The 17,038-nt window shown below is 38.1% G+C and carries 13 protein-coding genes; 5 read left to right on the forward strand and 8 right to left on the reverse strand.

The window, feature by feature from the left end; translation table 11 throughout:
- Positions 1 to 288 precede the first annotated feature (288 nt).
- A complete protein-coding gene (polA, locus tag DBO93_RS00335) occupies positions 289 to 3,033 on the forward strand; it encodes a DNA polymerase I (RefSeq protein WP_108457684.1) in 2,745 nt (914 codons plus the stop codon).
- A 541-nt stretch (positions 3,034 to 3,574) separates the two neighbouring features.
- Here polA and DBO93_RS00340 read toward each other — a convergent pair.
- Entirely contained in the window at positions 3,575 to 5,035 is a 1,461-nt protein-coding gene (locus DBO93_RS00340; RefSeq protein WP_108454554.1) for an HDOD domain-containing protein, read from the reverse strand.
- 323 nt (positions 5,036 to 5,358) lie between these two features.
- On the opposite strand from DBO93_RS00340, the gene DBO93_RS00345 reads away from it, so the two are divergent.
- Positions 5,359 to 8,208, forward strand: a complete 2,850-nt coding sequence (locus DBO93_RS00345) for a pitrilysin family protein (RefSeq protein WP_239059045.1) — start codon at positions 5,359 to 5,361, stop codon at positions 8,206 to 8,208.
- A 321-nt stretch (positions 8,209 to 8,529) separates the two neighbouring features.
- On the forward strand, positions 8,530 to 8,700 hold the full coding sequence (locus DBO93_RS18735) for an NF038104 family lipoprotein (RefSeq protein WP_182254838.1): 171 nt from the start codon (positions 8,530 to 8,532) through the stop codon (positions 8,698 to 8,700).
- A 403-nt stretch (positions 8,701 to 9,103) separates the two neighbouring features.
- Here the strand turns inward: DBO93_RS18735 and DBO93_RS00350 are convergent, their stop codons facing one another.
- Complete coding sequence (locus tag DBO93_RS00350) at positions 9,104 to 10,627, reverse strand: carboxypeptidase (protein WP_108454556.1); 1,524 nt, start codon at positions 10,625 to 10,627, stop codon at positions 9,104 to 9,106.
- Between the two features lie 162 nt (positions 10,628 to 10,789).
- Positions 10,790 to 11,371 carry a HutD family protein gene (locus DBO93_RS00355; RefSeq protein ID WP_108454557.1) on the reverse strand — a complete coding sequence of 194 codons (582 nt, stop codon included), beginning with the start codon at positions 11,369 to 11,371 and terminating at the stop codon, positions 10,790 to 10,792.
- A gap of 235 nt (positions 11,372 to 11,606) precedes the next feature.
- Between DBO93_RS00355 and DBO93_RS00360 the strand changes: the two genes are divergently transcribed.
- On the forward strand, positions 11,607 to 12,101 hold the full coding sequence (locus DBO93_RS00360) for an outer membrane beta-barrel protein (protein ID WP_162533684.1): 495 nt from the start codon (positions 11,607 to 11,609) through the stop codon (positions 12,099 to 12,101).
- A 284-nt stretch (positions 12,102 to 12,385) separates the two neighbouring features.
- Here DBO93_RS00360 and DBO93_RS00365 read toward each other — a convergent pair whose 3' ends face one another.
- Positions 12,386 to 13,006, reverse strand: a complete 621-nt coding sequence (locus DBO93_RS00365; RefSeq protein WP_108454559.1) for a c-type cytochrome — start codon at positions 13,004 to 13,006, stop codon at positions 12,386 to 12,388.
- A gap of 199 nt (positions 13,007 to 13,205) precedes the next feature.
- A complete protein-coding gene (locus DBO93_RS18740) occupies positions 13,206 to 14,432 on the reverse strand; it encodes a c-type cytochrome (RefSeq protein ID WP_204100634.1) in 1,227 nt (408 codons plus the stop codon).
- Positions 14,433 to 14,594: 162 nt separating this feature from the next.
- Between DBO93_RS18740 and yihA the strand changes: the two genes are divergently transcribed.
- A complete protein-coding gene (yihA, locus tag DBO93_RS00375; protein ID WP_108454560.1) occupies positions 14,595 to 15,284 on the forward strand; it encodes a ribosome biogenesis GTP-binding protein YihA/YsxC in 690 nt (229 codons plus the stop codon).
- A 114-nt stretch (positions 15,285 to 15,398) separates the two neighbouring features.
- Here the strand turns inward: yihA and DBO93_RS00380 are convergent, their stop codons facing one another.
- The 3 genes from DBO93_RS00380 to msrB are packed head-to-tail and all read right to left on the reverse strand — an operon-like array spanning position 15,399 to position 16,878.
- A complete protein-coding gene (locus tag DBO93_RS00380; RefSeq protein WP_239059046.1) occupies positions 15,399 to 15,926 on the reverse strand; it encodes a peptide-methionine (S)-S-oxide reductase in 528 nt (175 codons plus the stop codon).
- Positions 15,927 to 15,933: 7 nt separating this feature from the next.
- Complete coding sequence (gene msrA, locus DBO93_RS00385) at positions 15,934 to 16,431, reverse strand: peptide-methionine (S)-S-oxide reductase MsrA (RefSeq protein WP_108454562.1); 498 nt, start codon at positions 16,429 to 16,431, stop codon at positions 15,934 to 15,936.
- Between the two features lie 3 nt (positions 16,432 to 16,434).
- Complete coding sequence (gene msrB, locus DBO93_RS00390) at positions 16,435 to 16,878, reverse strand: peptide-methionine (R)-S-oxide reductase MsrB (RefSeq protein ID WP_108454563.1); 444 nt, start codon at positions 16,876 to 16,878, stop codon at positions 16,435 to 16,437.
- Positions 16,879 to 17,038: the final 160 nt, after the last annotated feature.

Here is a 17,038-nt window from a genome sequence, read left to right on the forward strand (position 1 = left end):
CGTTAATTGAACAAGTAAATCTAAGCTTGGACATTTATTTATCCACATAATATAAAAAAAATAATAAATATGTGAAAAGGATTTCTGCCTTACCTTTTTCCTTATAATACAAGCTGTTAAAATTTAGTTGCCGTAAAGTTCATCAGATCTTTAGGGTCTTTTCCTGTGCTTTTCAACATACTTATCCACAATTTTCGCTATTTTTGTGACTAAATATAATGAATAGCTAGAGAGAATTTGCCGATTATGGCATGCTTAGCCCATCTTTCCCCTAGTTATAAAATTATCATGCCAACTTCTGACCAATCACCGCTTATTTTAGTCGATGGTTCATCTTATTTATTTCGCGCATATCACGTGCCATATTTGCAAGCTTTATCAACATCAGATGGGCAACCTACAGGAGCCATTACGGGTGTCTTGAATATGTTCAGAAGTTTGAAAAAAGATTATCCCAACGGTAATGTTATTGCGATATTTGACGCGAAAGGTAAAACGTTTCGTAATGACATGTATCCAGAATACAAAGCTAATCGTCCGCCAATGCCAGATGACCTTCGCACGCAAATTGCGCCAATACATGACATCATTACCGCTATGGGTTTGCCACTATTAGTTGTCGATGGCGTTGAAGCTGACGATGTTATTGGTACGCTGTCTCATCAAGCAACGGCCTTAGGTATTGAAACGGTAATTTCTACCGGTGATAAAGATATGGCGCAATTAGTAAACCCACATGTGCGCTTAATAAATACCATGACTAATGTAGAAATGGATGAAGCCGGCGTTACTGAAAAATTTGGTGTTCGTCCTGATCAAATTATCGACTACCTTGCCTTAATGGGCGATAAAGTTGACAACATTCCTGGTGTTGAAAAATGTGGTCCTAAAACTGCCGTAAAATGGTTAACTGCATACCCGAGCTTAAAAGAAGTGATGGAACATGCGGATGAAGTAAAAGGCAAAGTGGGTGAGAATTTACGTACCGCGTTGGAGTTTTTACCATTATCTTATGAGCTTGCCACCATCAAACTTGACGTCGTACTTGAGCAAAACGTTGCTGAACTCAAACCAAGCGCACCAGATACCGAAACATTAAGAACATTATATAAGAAATACGAACTTAAGCGTTTGTTAGCTGACTTAGATGGTAGTGATAGCAAAGTAGAATCAGACACTACTGCAGCGAGCACTGTAGTTGCTGATTTACCAGCCGCCGTTGATAGCGAATATGACATTATTCTAGATAAAGCTAGCTTTACGACTTGGCTTGAAAAGTTAAAAACCGCTGAGCTATTTGCTTTTGACACTGAGACCACCAGCGTTGATTACATGAAAGCTAAACTGGTAGGTTTATCAATCTGTATCGAAGTAGGTAAAGCAGCATATGTACCTTTAACGCATGACTATATTGATGCGCCAGAGCAGTTACCGCTAGATTGGGTGTTAGAACAGCTTAAGCCTTTATTAGAAAGTGAAACCGTATTTAAAGTCGGGCAAAATTTAAAATACGATGCCAATGTATTGTCACATTACAACATTACAATGCAAGGTATTCAATTTGATACCATGCTCGAGTCATATTGTTTTAATAGTGTAGCAACACGACATAACATGGACGCTTTAGCGGATAAGTATTTAGGTTATCAAACTGTTCATTTTGAAGATATAGCAGGCAAGGGCGCTAAACAGCTGACCTTTAATCAAATTGATATTGATAAAGCTGGGCATTATGCCGCTGAAGATGCCGATATTACTATGCGTTTGCACGAAGCTATTTATCCACAATTAGCAAACATAAAATCACAATTATCCGTTTTTACCGATATTGAAATGCCACTATTACCGGTACTTGCTCGCATGGAGCAGCATGGCGTGTTAATTGATTGCGATATGCTAGCAGAGCAAAGCCAATCTATAGGTGTGCGTTTAGCTGAGTTAGAAATAGAAGCACATAACTTGGCTGGTAAAAGTTTTAACTTAAGTTCTCCTAAGCAGCTACAAGTTATTTTATTTGATGAGCTTAAAATTCCAGTTATTAAGAAAACACCTAAAGGCGCACCTTCAACCGCAGAAGAAGTGCTACAAGAATTAGCATTAGATTACCCATTACCTAAAGTGATTTTAGAAAACAGAGGGTTAAGTAAATTAAAGTCTACTTATACTGATAAATTACCGTTATTGGTAGGCGCTAAAACCAATCGTGTTCATACTTCTTATCATCAAGCGGTTACTGCGACTGGGCGATTATCTTCAACTGATCCAAACCTACAAAACATTCCAATTAGAAGTGAAGAAGGTCGCAAAATTCGTCTAGCTTTTATTGCTCCGCCTGAGCATAAAATTGTCGCTATCGATTACTCGCAAATCGAGTTACGCATAATGGCGCACTTATCTGATGATCCGGGTTTAGTTAAAGCGTTTTCAGAAGGTAAAGACGTACATAAAGCGACAGCAGCGGAGATATTTGCTGTGCCACTAGATGAAGTGACTAGTGATCAACGTCGAAGCGCGAAAGCGGTTAACTTTGGTTTGATTTATGGCATGTCAGCATTTGGTTTAGCAAAACAATTAAACGTTCCTCGCCATACTGCGCAAGCTTATATGGACAAATACTTTGAGCGTTATCCCAATGTTTCTCAATATATGGAAGATACCCGTCAAAAAGCGACAGAAAATGGCTATGTAGAAACCTTATTTGGTCGCCGACTTTATTTACCTGATATTAATGCAAAAAATGGTATGCGTAAAAAAGCAGCTGAACGTGCCGCTATTAATGCGCCAATGCAGGGAACTGCTGCTGATATTATTAAAAAAGCGATGTTAGATGTTGATGCTTGGATAGAAGAGAAAAACGACCCGAGAATTAAAATGACCATGCAAGTGCATGATGAATTAATTTTTGAGATTCACCAAGACATTGTTGAAGCAACAACCGCTACTTTAGTGGAAATAATGAATAACGCTATCACCATGAGTGTCCCGTTAATCGCAGAAGCGGGTATGGGCGATAACTGGGAGCAAGCACATTAATTACACTATCAACCTTCTATTGTTGAAAACGTTAATACGCATGTGAAATTAATTGAGCCTCAGCACGTTCTTATTTAATAACACCAAACGATCCCTTCGTGGTGTTGTTGTTTTTATAGGCCTCTATACAGAGGCCTTTTTTTTTGCTTTTTTCATTTAAAGCCGAAACCAGCGCTAATTTAGTGTGACAGCATAAATAAACTTAATATTTCGTTATTAAATTACCTTTTTATGTAAAATAATTACAAAATGTACTTTACATGCTTAGAGCTCTTACTCTATAATCACCTTGTTCCCAAATTTAACACTTGTTGTGATAATTTGCATTTTAAGCTTCCCCATATAGCTTTTGAGTCGATAACTTCGTTATCGGCTTTTTTTTTGTTTAAAATTTGAGTGATATCACTATTGAGGGCAGAAATGATAATAGGGGTTAATTTTGTGGTTTGTAATATTATTACAACAAAAGATTTAAACGAGTAGATAAGCCTGATTTTGACTAAACATTCGCAGAACTATAACCAGAGCCAGCATCAGAGCTTTATTTAGTTTTATGAGAAAGCATAGTTAAGCACATGTTGAGATGGTCAACTAATGCCGAGCAGTGCTCAAAGTCGGTAAGTGAAATTTCTTTATCATGCTGAAAAACTTGTGCAGTAATAACACCTATAGGTGTTTGCCCCACTTTTATAGGGCAGATTATCATCGAACCTTTAACAATGAACTCTGCAATTTCACCAGTAATATATTGATACCACTTAGCTTCTTGGCGATCTTTTATTAAAATAGCTTGGCCATTATCCATGGCATAACTAAAAACGTTATTACTACGTCCGAGTGTAAATCTAACTTTTTTATTTACCAGTTGGCTAGTAATGTCATAGGTAAAACGTGACTTTATAGCCTTTTTATCGTCAACAACTAAAAAGAAGCTGCAATGTTCAAAAGCAAATATTTTTGACATAGCCTGTAAAGTCAACCGAATGAATTCTGTTAAATCGGTCGATGACTTAATTAATTTATTAAGCGCTATATACGTGCTGAGAATATTAATCTCTTTATCTGGATTCGGTCTTAAAACTTGGTATTTATTACCCTTGAAATCGATGTCTTTTGGCAATGGTTTAATGTGTTTTATTAATGCTGTAGCACCGTAAGAGGTTAATAAATCATTCGCTTTTTCACGCATATGTTCAATTTTTAGCACCAACTGGCGAACACTTAAACCCGTTAACTTCGCTATGTCAGCAAGAAGTTGTTGAAACTCTTCTGCACTACCGCTTGGATTTGCAATCGTGTTACTGAGCTTGTCGGCAAAATATATTATTTGAACTTCAATAGTTCTACTTTTAGGCTTGTCTAACGCCTTTAGAAGTAAATCACTTAAGCTCCATGTTTTGACTAACTCAGTACTAAGTTGCGAAAAATCACAGCCAATTTCACTGATACACTTTTGCCTAAAGCTTTCTGTGGTCATATCATCGTATGCAATTAATTTTTCAGCAGACTCTCCACCCACTATCCAAAAGGCTGTTTCACCAATACGATAAAGCATGGCGGCTAAATAAAGTTCTTCTTGAGTGTCTTCAGCATATTGTGGAGCCATCATTTTTGCTAGCAAACCCGAATAAAAGGAGCTAGCCATTGATTGTGTTAATTGGTGATAAACCGCAGGGTTAAGTTCTTTATTTGCTAAAAGTCCTTCGACTAATTTAGAAGTAAGACAAATGTTTTTTACTGCTCTAATGCCTAATATTACCGAAGCACGAGATACCGTGTTGACCTTGTTAACACTGAAGTGTTGTACGTTGTTGGCCACTTTTAGTAGGCATGATGAAAGAGATTGGTCGTGTAAAATTGCCTGACTTAATTTAGGTAAAGACGATTTGTCGTCATTATTAAATTTATCCAGCATTTTGGCGGTAGAGGTAATTGCAGGTAATTCACTTTTAGCAATAATATCAACCCAGTGCTCAATTGAGGTATGCGGTGCGTCTTTCATCTATTTGCTCCGAGCGTATTATTTCTGCTCAACTTAAAGCCATTTTAACGAGCGTAACACATTTTATAAGAAAGTAACTTATAACCCATCAGGCATTTATGGTTTAAAGGTTTTCGTTATGTGCTTTTATGCGCATGTGATTGTTAACCAGTTTTTAGCTATTTGATACGGCAGAAAATTGTGAAATAGCTTAATTACTGAACTTGGCTGTAGAATATTGTTACATTTATAATGCGATATCGGTGCTAATCTATTGTACTTATTATCTATTTAGTTAGTATTGGATTAGCTAAGTATAATTGATGTATATAAAGGGGAATATTTTGAGTAAATGGATGCTACCGGTGTTATTAGCGGGTTTAACGGCATGTGAAAATACCAAACAAACAGAGTTTGCAGAATCAGCAATAACGGTTTCTGGCGTAACGTTTGTTGAGCGTGTTGAAAGTAAAGCAGGTAAAACGGTAATCCCTTATCAAAAGTATGTCCTTGAAAACGGCTTAACGCTCGTGTTGCATCAAGATAAGTCTGATCCTCTTGTACACGTTGATATGACCTACCATGTAGGTTCGGGCCGAGAAGATATTGGCAAGTCAGGTTTCGCACACTTTTTTGAGCATATGATGTTTCAAGGTTCAGAAAATGTCGCAGATGATGAACACTTTAAAATAGTGACAGAATCTGGCGGTACCATGAACGGTACCACTAATAGCGACCGCACGAATTACTTTCAAACGGTGCCAGCTAGCCAACTCGAAAAAATGTTGTGGCTTGAAGCTGACCGCATGGGGTTTCTAGTTGATGCAGTAACTCAAGAAAAGTTTGAAATACAACGTGAAACGGTAAAAAACGAACGAGGTCAAAGCTACGAAAACCGTCCGTATGGATTATTACGAGAGCGCGTTGCTGAAGCTATGTATCCTGTTGGTCATCCGTATTCTTGGCAAACAATAGGCTATATTGAAGATTTAAATCGTGTAAACGTTAATGACTTAAAAGCCTTTTTCTTACGTTGGTACGGTCCAAATAATGCCACTTTAACCATAGGCGGCGATTTAGATGTTGCTGAAACCTTAGCGATGGTGAATAAATACTTTGGCAGCATTCCACGTGGCCCTGAAGTTAACATGCCAGCAAAACCACAATTTACCATTGACGCTGATCGCTATATTTCAATGGAAGATAATGTGCACCTGCCTTTAGTGTATATGTCTTATCCAACGGTGAGCGTTAGGCATAAAGATGAAGCTGCATTAGATTTATTGTCGAGCATTTTAGGCGGTGGAAAAACCTCATTACTGTATAAGAATTTGGTCAAAAATCAGTTAGCGGTTCAAGCATCAGTTAGCCATCCTTGTGCTGAACTCGCGTGTACTTTTAATCTTTTAGCTTTACCGCATCCGGCTTCAGGTAAAACCTTAACCGATATGGAAAAAGTCATTCGTGACACGTTACTTGAATTCGAAGCCCGTGGTGTTGAAGACGACGACTTAATTAAAGCCAAAGCTGAAATGGAAGCTGGTTTTATTTTTGGGTTACAAAGTGTTGCCGGCAAAGTAAGCCAACTAGCAGCGAACGAAACCTTCAAAGGTAATCCAAACTATATTGAACAAGACATCACCCGTTATGCCAATGTAACTAAAGCTGATGTTATGCGTGTTTATAAAAAATATATTAAAAATAAACATGGCGTGATCATGAGCATAGTGCCCAAAGGACAAAAGGCATTAGTTGCCGCCCAAGACAACTTTACACCTGCTGCGCGTGTTATTCCTGAGCTGACTGTTACCTCCGATACCGATCTACACGTGCGTAAAGCGACAGATAATTTTGACCGTAGCCTAATGCCAGTTACCGGTGCCAATAAAGCGGTTGATGTACCACAAATGTGGCGAGAAACTTTTGCAAACGGTATTAAGGTGTTGGCAACGCAAAGTAGTGAAACACCTACAACGTCAATGTTGATTAAAATCCCTGCGGGCCATTACTTTGAGCATAAAGACAAAGCCGGTACGGCAGCACTTTTAGCGGCAATGTTAAACGAGTCAACTACTCAGCACAGCGCTGAAGATATGAGTAAAGCCTTACAAAAGCTTGGTTCTTCGGTAAGTATCTCAGCGGGTAATCAGTATTTGTCGGTTAATATAAATGCCTTAACTAAGCACATTGATGCCACACTCGCGTTAGTTTATGAAAAACTTACCAAACCAGCGTTCTTGCCAAGTGAGTTTGACCGTAATAAAAACAACGCTATTCAAGGGGCAATTAACGGTAAAAAAGATGCAGGTTATTTAGCTTCAAATGCATATCGCCAATTACTTCATGCGAACAACATTGCTGCAACCTCTAGTAATGGCTCAGAAGCCTCATTAGCGAATATTCAATTAGATGATATTAAAGCACTTTATCAACAACAATTTAAAGCTAAAGGCAGTGAAATAATACTGGTATCAGATTTAGATAAAAATAGTGTCTTGGAATCATTAAGTATATTTAAGCCACTAACCGGTGAAGGAAAGTCGCTGTTATTAAACTTACCTGAATCTAAGGCAAAGCGAGGCGTTATATATTTAGTCAATAAAGATAACGCAGCGCAATCGGCCATTCGCATTGGTAAGCGGTCACTTACTCAAGACGTTACCGGTGAATACTATCGTGCTTATCTGATGAACTTTCCGTTAGGCGGAGCATTCAATAGTCGCATCAACTTAAATTTACGTGAAGATAAAGGCTATACCTATGGCGCACGGTCTTACTTTTATGGCGATAAATTTTCTGGAACATTTACCGCTAGCGCCGAAGTACGTGCAGACGTAACCGATAAATCGATTGTTGAGTTTGTTACAGAGATCAAACGCTACGCTGAACAAGGTATAAGTGATGAAGAGTTAGCCTTTATGCGTAATGCGATTAATCAACAGGATGCCTTAAAGTATGAAACCCCTGGCCGTAAATTAGGATTTTTAGCGCAAATTTTAGAACATGGCTTAACGGCTGATTTTGTGAAAGAGCGTAATAATATTGTCGCGAACATTAGCAAAGCAGAGATTAATGCCTTAGCGAAAAAACACTTAAACTTAAGTGAAATGTTAATGGTAGTCGTGGGCGATGCTAAAACATTAAAACCGCAACTAGAAGCGTTAGGCTACCAAGTCATTAATTATGAAATTTAGTTTAATTTATTTCAACTAGCTCAGCGTTTTGTATAAATCGACGGCTGCCGATTGGCAGCCGTTTTTACATGATGATTTATTGTCTGAATTCTGAACAGCCCAATCAAAAGCTACATTTGCACTAGCAGCACTCCAAGAAGACTAAATGCTTGCTCAGGATAAAATATCCTAAACTACTATCACATCACTTCATATAACTTAACTACAAGAAGCTATTTAATTGATGATAGCTAGCTAGCTAGCTTAATTCATTTGTTGATTTATCATTTAATTATCGTATTCTGATTAAATATAGATATTCGTTCATTTGCAGAGGCTGTTTTGAAAAAAATTGCACAAGGTTTTTTATTTTTTTATGTACTTTTTAGTCTATCAGGCTGTGTTGCGGTTACTGTTGTGTCAGCGGCGGTCAGTGTAACTACAACCGTTGTGGGTGGCGCTGTCGATGTTGTCGACACAGTTACCCCTGATATTATTGATGACGAAGAGTAACTAACAGACGACGATAATAACGACAGAGATTTTGTGACTTAGTTGCTGTTAAAAAATTCAGACGTATAGATTTGAATATGCTTATCTTAATGATTGAAGTATGCTGATTCATTCTTTCCTTTCTACTTCAGTGGCTCTCTAATTGTTCACTTACCTCATTTAAGCCTAACTTAAATCCAACTTAACCTCAGCTAAAAATATAAACATAGCTAAACGCAATTAACGTACATCAAGTACCTTTAAAGGGCTTTTGTGTTGTAGTGGTTGCAGGGAAAAATGTGTAAGTAAATTGATTTGATTAACTTACTTTAACTAAGCTAAAAACTAAGCTGAGCCAAAAAACAATAGCGTTGTCAGTCTTGGCACTGACAACGCTGATTAATAAACCCAGTACTGTTTCAGTTTAAGGCTTGCTTTGATATTTCGCTGGTGTGGTTTTATTGGGTAAAGTTGCTTTTAAAAACTCACGAATATCTTGATTCGATGCTTCTAAATCTTGATAGCGTAAATACATCATGTGGCCACTTTTATAGCCTTTAAATGAAAGTCTGTCTTTCATTTTACCGCTTGGGTCGAGTTGCGATAAGGTATATTTAGCATCAAAATAATTAGTCGCCCCGTCGTAATAGCCCGATTGAATCATAACGTTTAAATACGGGTTTTGCGCCATGGCTAAACGTAAGTTTTTACCGGTATTATTGTTAGTTCTATCCCACGGGTGCACATTACCAAACATATTATATTTAAGATCAGTTTTATAATTAAGCTCTTCACGTAAGTAGTAATTAATCGCAGGTGTAAAACTGTGCAACCAAGAGGTTAGCTCGGCGTTGTAATCAGGTCGACTGCCAGTCACTTTTTCATCAATACCTAAATAACGTGAATCTAAACGGCCGACAGTTTGTTCGCGGTTACGCAGTATTTCTTTCCAAAAGTAAGAGGCTTCAATATCTAAATTATTACGCAGTACTTCTTGTAACGACAAGCCAGAATATCGAGCTACTTGTTTAGCGATGCGTAGTTTTTCATCTGCTGCAATAAAGCCACCTTTTGCAAGTGCAGGTAGGTATTGCTCAAGCGTGAACTTTTCAATTTCAGGTAATATTTCTAATAAGTCTTTATTTTGCAGGTCATCAGCCAGTGCTTTGTGATACCAGGCTGTTGCTGCGAAATAAGGTAAGCGGTTAGCTGATTTAACCGGTCCTTCACGTTTAATACCAATATCAGTAGGAGACACTAAAATAACGCCGTTTAGATACATCCACTGTCGAGACTGTAATTCTAACGCTAAGCCTGAAACACGTGTTGTTCCGTAACTCTCACCAATAAGATACTTAGGTGACTGCCAGCGGTTATTGCGAGTAACAAAGGTATTAACCCAATCAGCTAAGTACTTAACATCAGCATTTACGCCAAAGAACATTTCTTTTTGCTCAGCCTTTGATGGCATTTTGCCTTCTTTATTGGGTAAAACTCGTGAATAGCCTGTATTAACAGGGTTAACAAATACGATGTCAGCAGTATCTAAAATTGAAAACTCATTGGTTTTTACGCCGTAAGGTTGTAATGGAAAGCCTTCGCTATCTACATTTAGCACTTTAGGACCGGTATAAGCGACATGCATCCAAACAGAAGCAGAGCCAGGGCCGCCGTTAAAAGATATAAGTAAAGGACGAGCGGCTTTATCTTTTACTTTTGAACGTTGGTAATAGGTATAAAAAAGGCTGGCAATCGGGTTACCTTCTTCATCCCAAACTGGCTGTGTACCGGTGGTTGCGGTGTAATCAAACTTTTTACCATTAACTTTTGTGCTATGGCTACTGGTTTTGCTTTCATCAATAACAATTTTGCGCTCAAACTCTGCGTTTGCTATCGGCGATAACAATAAGAGTAAAGCTGTTAAGGTTATAAAGTGTCGACTTGTCATCAGAATATTCCCAATGTTAGGTGTGTTTTGCTGTATGTATATTGAGCCTACGACAGCAAAAAGAAAAAGTCATATTTAAAAGTTAGAACGAGTAATTATAGCGATTAACAACCGTTAACCTGATGAACAAACACTTAAATGCCTCGTTCTAAAAAGGATGGTTTAATGTTCGCAACGATTGAGATAAACAATAATTAAATGCTCGCCGGTTATAGCAACATTATTTGCTTCTAGGTCGGTTATTTTAATTAAATGCTGGCAAGGTAAGGTGATAACTTCCTGTGTGCTTTTAATGGACAGCGTAGCGTCTTTAAATAGACTGTAGATAAAACATAAGTCGCTTTTTTCTAGCATATGCTTGGTTATATTTTTTTGACAACTGACGTTAGTATTAAACGCTGAGGTACGGGCAATAATATTAAAGTCAGTTATTTCATTGGTATGTAAGTTGCCAACGGTTTTATTGCCACCATCAAACGTGGCAACATCGAGTAAATTTTTTAGTCGATCAATTTTGTTATCGTTGTGCTGTAAGTTAATGCCATCGCCGTCAATTAAAATTAAGTTGCGAGTATAGCCAGAGAAATTTGAAAAAATACCGTCTTCTACTACGCTTGCCATACTTAAACGCCAGTCAAAATTATCTAAAGTTCCACCAGGGTTTATCGCCATTTCAACCGTTTCGCCTTTACCGTTTTTCCAAGGTACGGTTTTAAATTGTGAAGGTTGAATAATGTCGATCATATGAGGCATCCTGAATAAAAAAGCGAATAAAAACGTGTGTCGATAATAGCGCGAAATTGCTTAATATGCCTGCGATAAGTCATGTTTAATAGCGACTATTTTCGCTAAAGACATAACTTGTTACGTATTGTATAAACTTATAACAAAAAATTAATTGCCTAACAAAAGTCGCATTGATAGCATGCGCACTTTCCAATTTGATTTAATTTTTGTTTAATAATAAAAGGATATTATTGTGTTTAAAAAATCACTCATTGTACTTTCTTTAGTTGTATTACCTTTAACTGCCTCTGCTAACTGGTCGGCGGGTGCTGGCTATGCAAACTTATCAGATGACGACCTTTCTTTAGGTGTTATCTTTGGCTCAGTTGCTTATGAATTTGCTCAAGAGGGCAGTAAGTTATCTTTTATACCTGAATTACGTTTAGGTACGGGGATTTCTGACGATAATATGGGCGGTATTAAGCTTGAAGTTGAAAGGTTCGCAACACTTTCTGTTCGTGGTCAGTATAACTTCGATAATGGCTTTTATGCTTATGCCATGCCTTCTTACGCTAATATAGATGCGAAGGCTACTTTCAGCGGTAATAGCTACAGCGACGACGAATGGGAGTTTGGTTTTGGTGCTGGTGTAGGTAAAAAACTGAACGAAAAAACCAGTGTTGAAGCTTCATTTGAAAATTACGACGGACTAGATGTTTTCACTGTTGGCTTTAAATACGCTTTTTAGGTTTTTAAACTCTACTTGATTACTGAAAAGGGAAGCCATAGCGCTTCCCTTTTTATATGCCTAACGTAAATAACTATATATTTATTGGCATTACATTCAACGGCTAAAATCAACCAACCTAAAACATATGTAATGAAAGCGCTTTGAGCGTTAATAACCTTAAAATTCTCAGAGCTAGCTTACCAATGTAACCTAAGCCATTTTTAAAAAAGCCAAGATCAAAAAAGCAGTGATAAACACTGCTTAATTTATACGTTTAAGTGCGAATTAATTCGCAAACGCTATTACTTCAAAGACGACATATACTGCGATAGCGCAGCAATTTCATCATCAGTTAAATTCGCCGCAACACCTTGCATCATGCCGTTAAGATCATTATTACGTGAGCCATTACGAAATTTTTCTAATTGAATTTTTAAGTAAGCAGCATTTTGGCTAGCTAGAGCAGGGAAGCCAGCACTTGGCATGCCTTTACCGTTAATACCATGACAAGCAACACATGCAGTAACTTCCATTTCTGCGTTGCCGCCTAAGTAAAGTTTTTTACCTAATGCTTCTGCCTTGCCAGTACCTGCGGTTATTTTTTGGCTAGCATAAAATGCAGCAACGTCGGCCATATCTTGTTCACTAAGTGCCATCGCCATGCCACCCATTACTGGGTCAACACGACCAGATTTACCACCTGAGGTCATGCCTTGTTTAAATTCAACTAGCTGTTTTACTAAGTAACTAGCGCTTTGGCCTGCTAATTTAGGGTACATAGGTACAAGGCTATTGCCGTCAGAACCATGACAAGCAGCACACATTGCTGATTTGTTTTTACCTGCTTCAGCGTTACCTTCCGCTGCATTGGCGGTAATGACTGCACTTAATCCTAATAAAATAGTAATGATAAATTTTTTCATTGGTTTAGTCTCTGCTTGTCGTAAACACGATAAAGGTTTACGGCTAAAATTTGTTAAGGTATTGCTTCTGCATTCTACACGAATTTAATGATTGTGAAATAATGAGGTGAAAAAAATCAATTAAATGTCTCATAACTCACCGTATAAAAACAAAAAAACCGCAATTAATGCGGTTTTTATCATTAGCTTTAGGTTAACGCTATTTCATTGACGCCATGTATTTTGCAAGCTCAGTCATATCGCTTTCTGAAAGCTTAGAAGCAACACTTTGCATCATGGTATTGTAATCGTTATTACGCTCACCTTTTTTAAAGTTCATCAATTGAGCTTTAAGGTACGATTCGTTTTGACCTGCAATCGTTGGGAAGCCAGCTTTATTCATGCCTTTACCGTTAGCACCGTGACATGCAACACAAGCCGTGATTTTACGCTTAACGTTACCACCAAAATACAACTTTTTACCGATATCAGAACCAGCTAACTCTGCCGTTGCTATTTTTTGTGCGGCATAATAACTCGCAATTTCTAACATGTCTTGATCGCTTAACGCTGAAGCCATTGGTCCCATAACTGCGTTTTCACGTGTTCCGGCTTTAAATTCTTGTAACTGCTTTATGAGGTAATCAGCACTTTGACCAGCAAGTTTAGGGTAGATAGCAACAGGGCTGTTACCGTCAGCGCCATGACAAGCAGCACAAGTGGCTGATTTAGCTTTACCTGCAATTACCTCTGCAGTAATTGGTGCTGCAGGCGTTACTCTGCGTGGTACTACGTTTGCAACGGCAGCGGGGTCAGCAAAATAAGCGGCCATATCGGCAATGTCATCGTTGGTCATATTGCCAGCAAATTGATTCATTGCGTAGTTGTTACGACTTTTGTTTTTAAAGTTCATTAACTGTTTAGCAATATACTCTGGGTGTTGATTAGCTAAATTAGGGTAAATCAGTACTTCGCTATTACCTTCATTGCCGTGACAACCGATACAAGATGCAATATTTCGAGAAGGGTCGCCAAGTTCATATAAGCTTTTACCTGCTGCTGGGCTAGGTATATAGGCTGCAGGGGCAGCACTTCCTGTTGAAGCAGCATCAGCAGAGTCGCCATCTTGGCTTGATCCATCGTGCGGTAAACCTGAAAAATATGCCGCTAAGTCAACCATATCTTGTTCAGATAAAGGTGCTGCCATTGGACCCATTAATGGGTTTTTACGATCACCCGATTTAAAAGCCTTTAACTGTTTAACAATGTAATCAGCATGTTGACCTGCTAAGTTGGGAAATGTATCGCTAGCGCCAATACCGTTAGAACCATGACATGCAGCACAAGTTGCTGCTTTAGTTTTACCTGCATCAGCATCGCCGGATGCAGCTACAGCAAAATTAATACTCAGTAGTGTTAAAATCAAAGAAGTTAAAATATGTTTCATAACTAAACTCTCAACATGCTTTTGTGTTTTTTATTGAATGCATTCAATAAGCCGGAAAATCGGCAACATCATACACCATTAACGCACTTTAGAGGTGTTTTTAGCTAATTTTTTTAGCAAAAATTGAATACAATTGCATCTTTAATGTGAAAAAACGATATAATGCCGTTTTTACTTATACAGTTGGATCTAAACTTGTCATCTACAGCCATTCATCTTAGCAAAGCGACCTTTACACTTAGCGCACCCGATATCCGTCGTTTACCCGCAGATAGTGGTATTGAAGTGGCATTTGCAGGTCGCTCTAACGCAGGTAAATCAAGTGCGTTAAATACATTAACTAATCAAAGAAGCCTTGCGCGTACCAGTAAAACCCCTGGCCGTACTCAACTGATAAATATTTTCGAAATTGCCGAAAATAAGCGCTTAGTTGATTTACCCGGCTATGGCTTTGCCAAAGTACCCATGGAAATGAAAAAAAAGTGGCAAAAAGCATTAGGTGAATACCTAGAAAAACGCGAATGCCTAAAGGGTTTAGTTATATTAATGGATATACGCCATCCGTTGAAAGATCTTGATATGGACCTTATTCAATGGGCTGCAGACGGTGATCTACCTGTGTTAGCGTTGTTAACAAAAAGCGATAAGCTTTCTCAGGGTAAAGTCAGTGCACAAGTACTTGCCGTTAAAAAAGAACTCGCAAAATTAAACGCTGATATTAAAGTGCAGGCGTTTTCGTCATTAAAGCGCAGTGGATCAGAACAAGCAGATAAAGTTATTTGTGATTGGTTTCAAGATGAAAATATTCAAGCGTTAAATGAGCTTAGCGATGAGCCGTTAATCGAAGAATAATTACCACATAATTGATTATACAAGCGCCTCGAATTATCGGGGCGTTTCTATTTTATAAGTTTTATCTTTTGAACTCGTTGGTCAATTTAATATCAATGTTGAAAACTCTACAAGTTACTTTTTCGACAAATTGATAGCTGAATCGTTTAACTTTTCATGGTTTACATGTTGAGTAAAACGCTGCAATAACAGCGTTAACTTTGGGTGAATGTAACGTTGGTAAAAAGGACGGTTTGGTGAGCTATAAAGGTAATCAGTAAGCTCGATTTTGTTGGCTTTAAACGCACAAAAGGTCAGAACCTGAGTTATAATTTTTTCATTAAAATCGGTTTGTAATTGGCGTAAAACTATATCAACTTTACTCGCCTGTTCAGCACTATAAGTATAAATAGCAGAGCGATATTTGTGACGCATTGAGTGATCAGCAGTACACGCATGTGTATGTAAATGTATGCTGACCAAATTAGCGAGTGAAATAACATCAGGCTCAAAATATACTTCAATAGCTTCAGAAAACTGACTATTTGAACCAGATGAAGATATCCAGCCTTGATTGATTTTAACAATGCCGTTCAAAGATGCAAAAACACCTTCGGTACACCAATGACAACCACCACCTAAACCTACTTTACTTATTGCCACTTTAGCCTCACTGTTCAGGCAGTACCCAATCAGCTCTTGGAAAATGGCAAGTGTAACCATTTGGCACGCGTTGTAAGTAGTCTTGATGCTCAACTTCAGCTTGCCAAAAATCGCCAACTGGTTCAACTTCAGTAACCACTTCACCCGGCCACAAACCAGAAGCATTAACATCAGCAATGGTTTTTATCGCAATGGCTTTTTGCTCTTCACTAGTATAATAAATAGCGGAGCGATACTCACTGCCTAGATCATTGCCTTGTCTATTTTTTGTAGTAGGATCATGTATTTGAAAAAATAATTCTAAAATTTTTCGATACCCGATCACAGTATTATCAAAATAAACTTCAATACCTTCTGCATGATTACCGTGATTGCGGTAAGTGGCATTTTCAACATCACCACCGGTATAACCCGCACAGGTTTCTGTAATGCCAGGCAATCGGCGAATTAAATCTTGCATACCCCAAAAACAACCACCGGCTAGTACGGCTCGTTCAATGGTCATATGTTATCCCTCTACTTGTGGTAAATACGCTTCATAGCCTTCATCGATCATATTGTCACGGTGAATAAATTTGAGTGAAGCAGAATTAATGCAGTACCTTAAGCCACCTTGTGCAACCGGACCATCGGTAAATACATGGCCTAAATGACTATCACCATGTGTAGACCGAACTTCTGTTCTCACCATGCCATGAGTATCGTCGGTAAGTTCATTTACATTGGTATTTTCAATCGGTTTACTAAAACTTGGCCAGCCACAGCCAGCGTCAAACTTATCTGCTGAGGCAAACAATGGCTCTCCTGAAACAACATCAACATAAATTCCAGGTGCGGTGTTTTCTAATAGCTCACCAGTCCAAGGGCGCTCAGTGCCGCTTTCTTGTGTAACTCTATATTGTTCAGCGGTTAAGCCCGCAATAGCATCGTTTGATTTTGTATATTGAGACATAAGAACTCCTCATTGTTTGATGACGATTAATAATTTATTAAAGCAATAAATGAATGAAATATTATCTTGTACATTACTGCTTAACAATAGACCGGAAAGTTAAGTATTAATTCGTCAATGTATTGAAACTATATTGAGTAAAATTTCCATATAACAAGGT

Origin of the sequence: Colwellia sp. Arc7-D (genome assembly GCF_003061515.1) — a bacterium.
In the GTDB taxonomy this organism is placed as follows: domain Bacteria; phylum Pseudomonadota; class Gammaproteobacteria; order Enterobacterales; family Alteromonadaceae; genus Cognaticolwellia.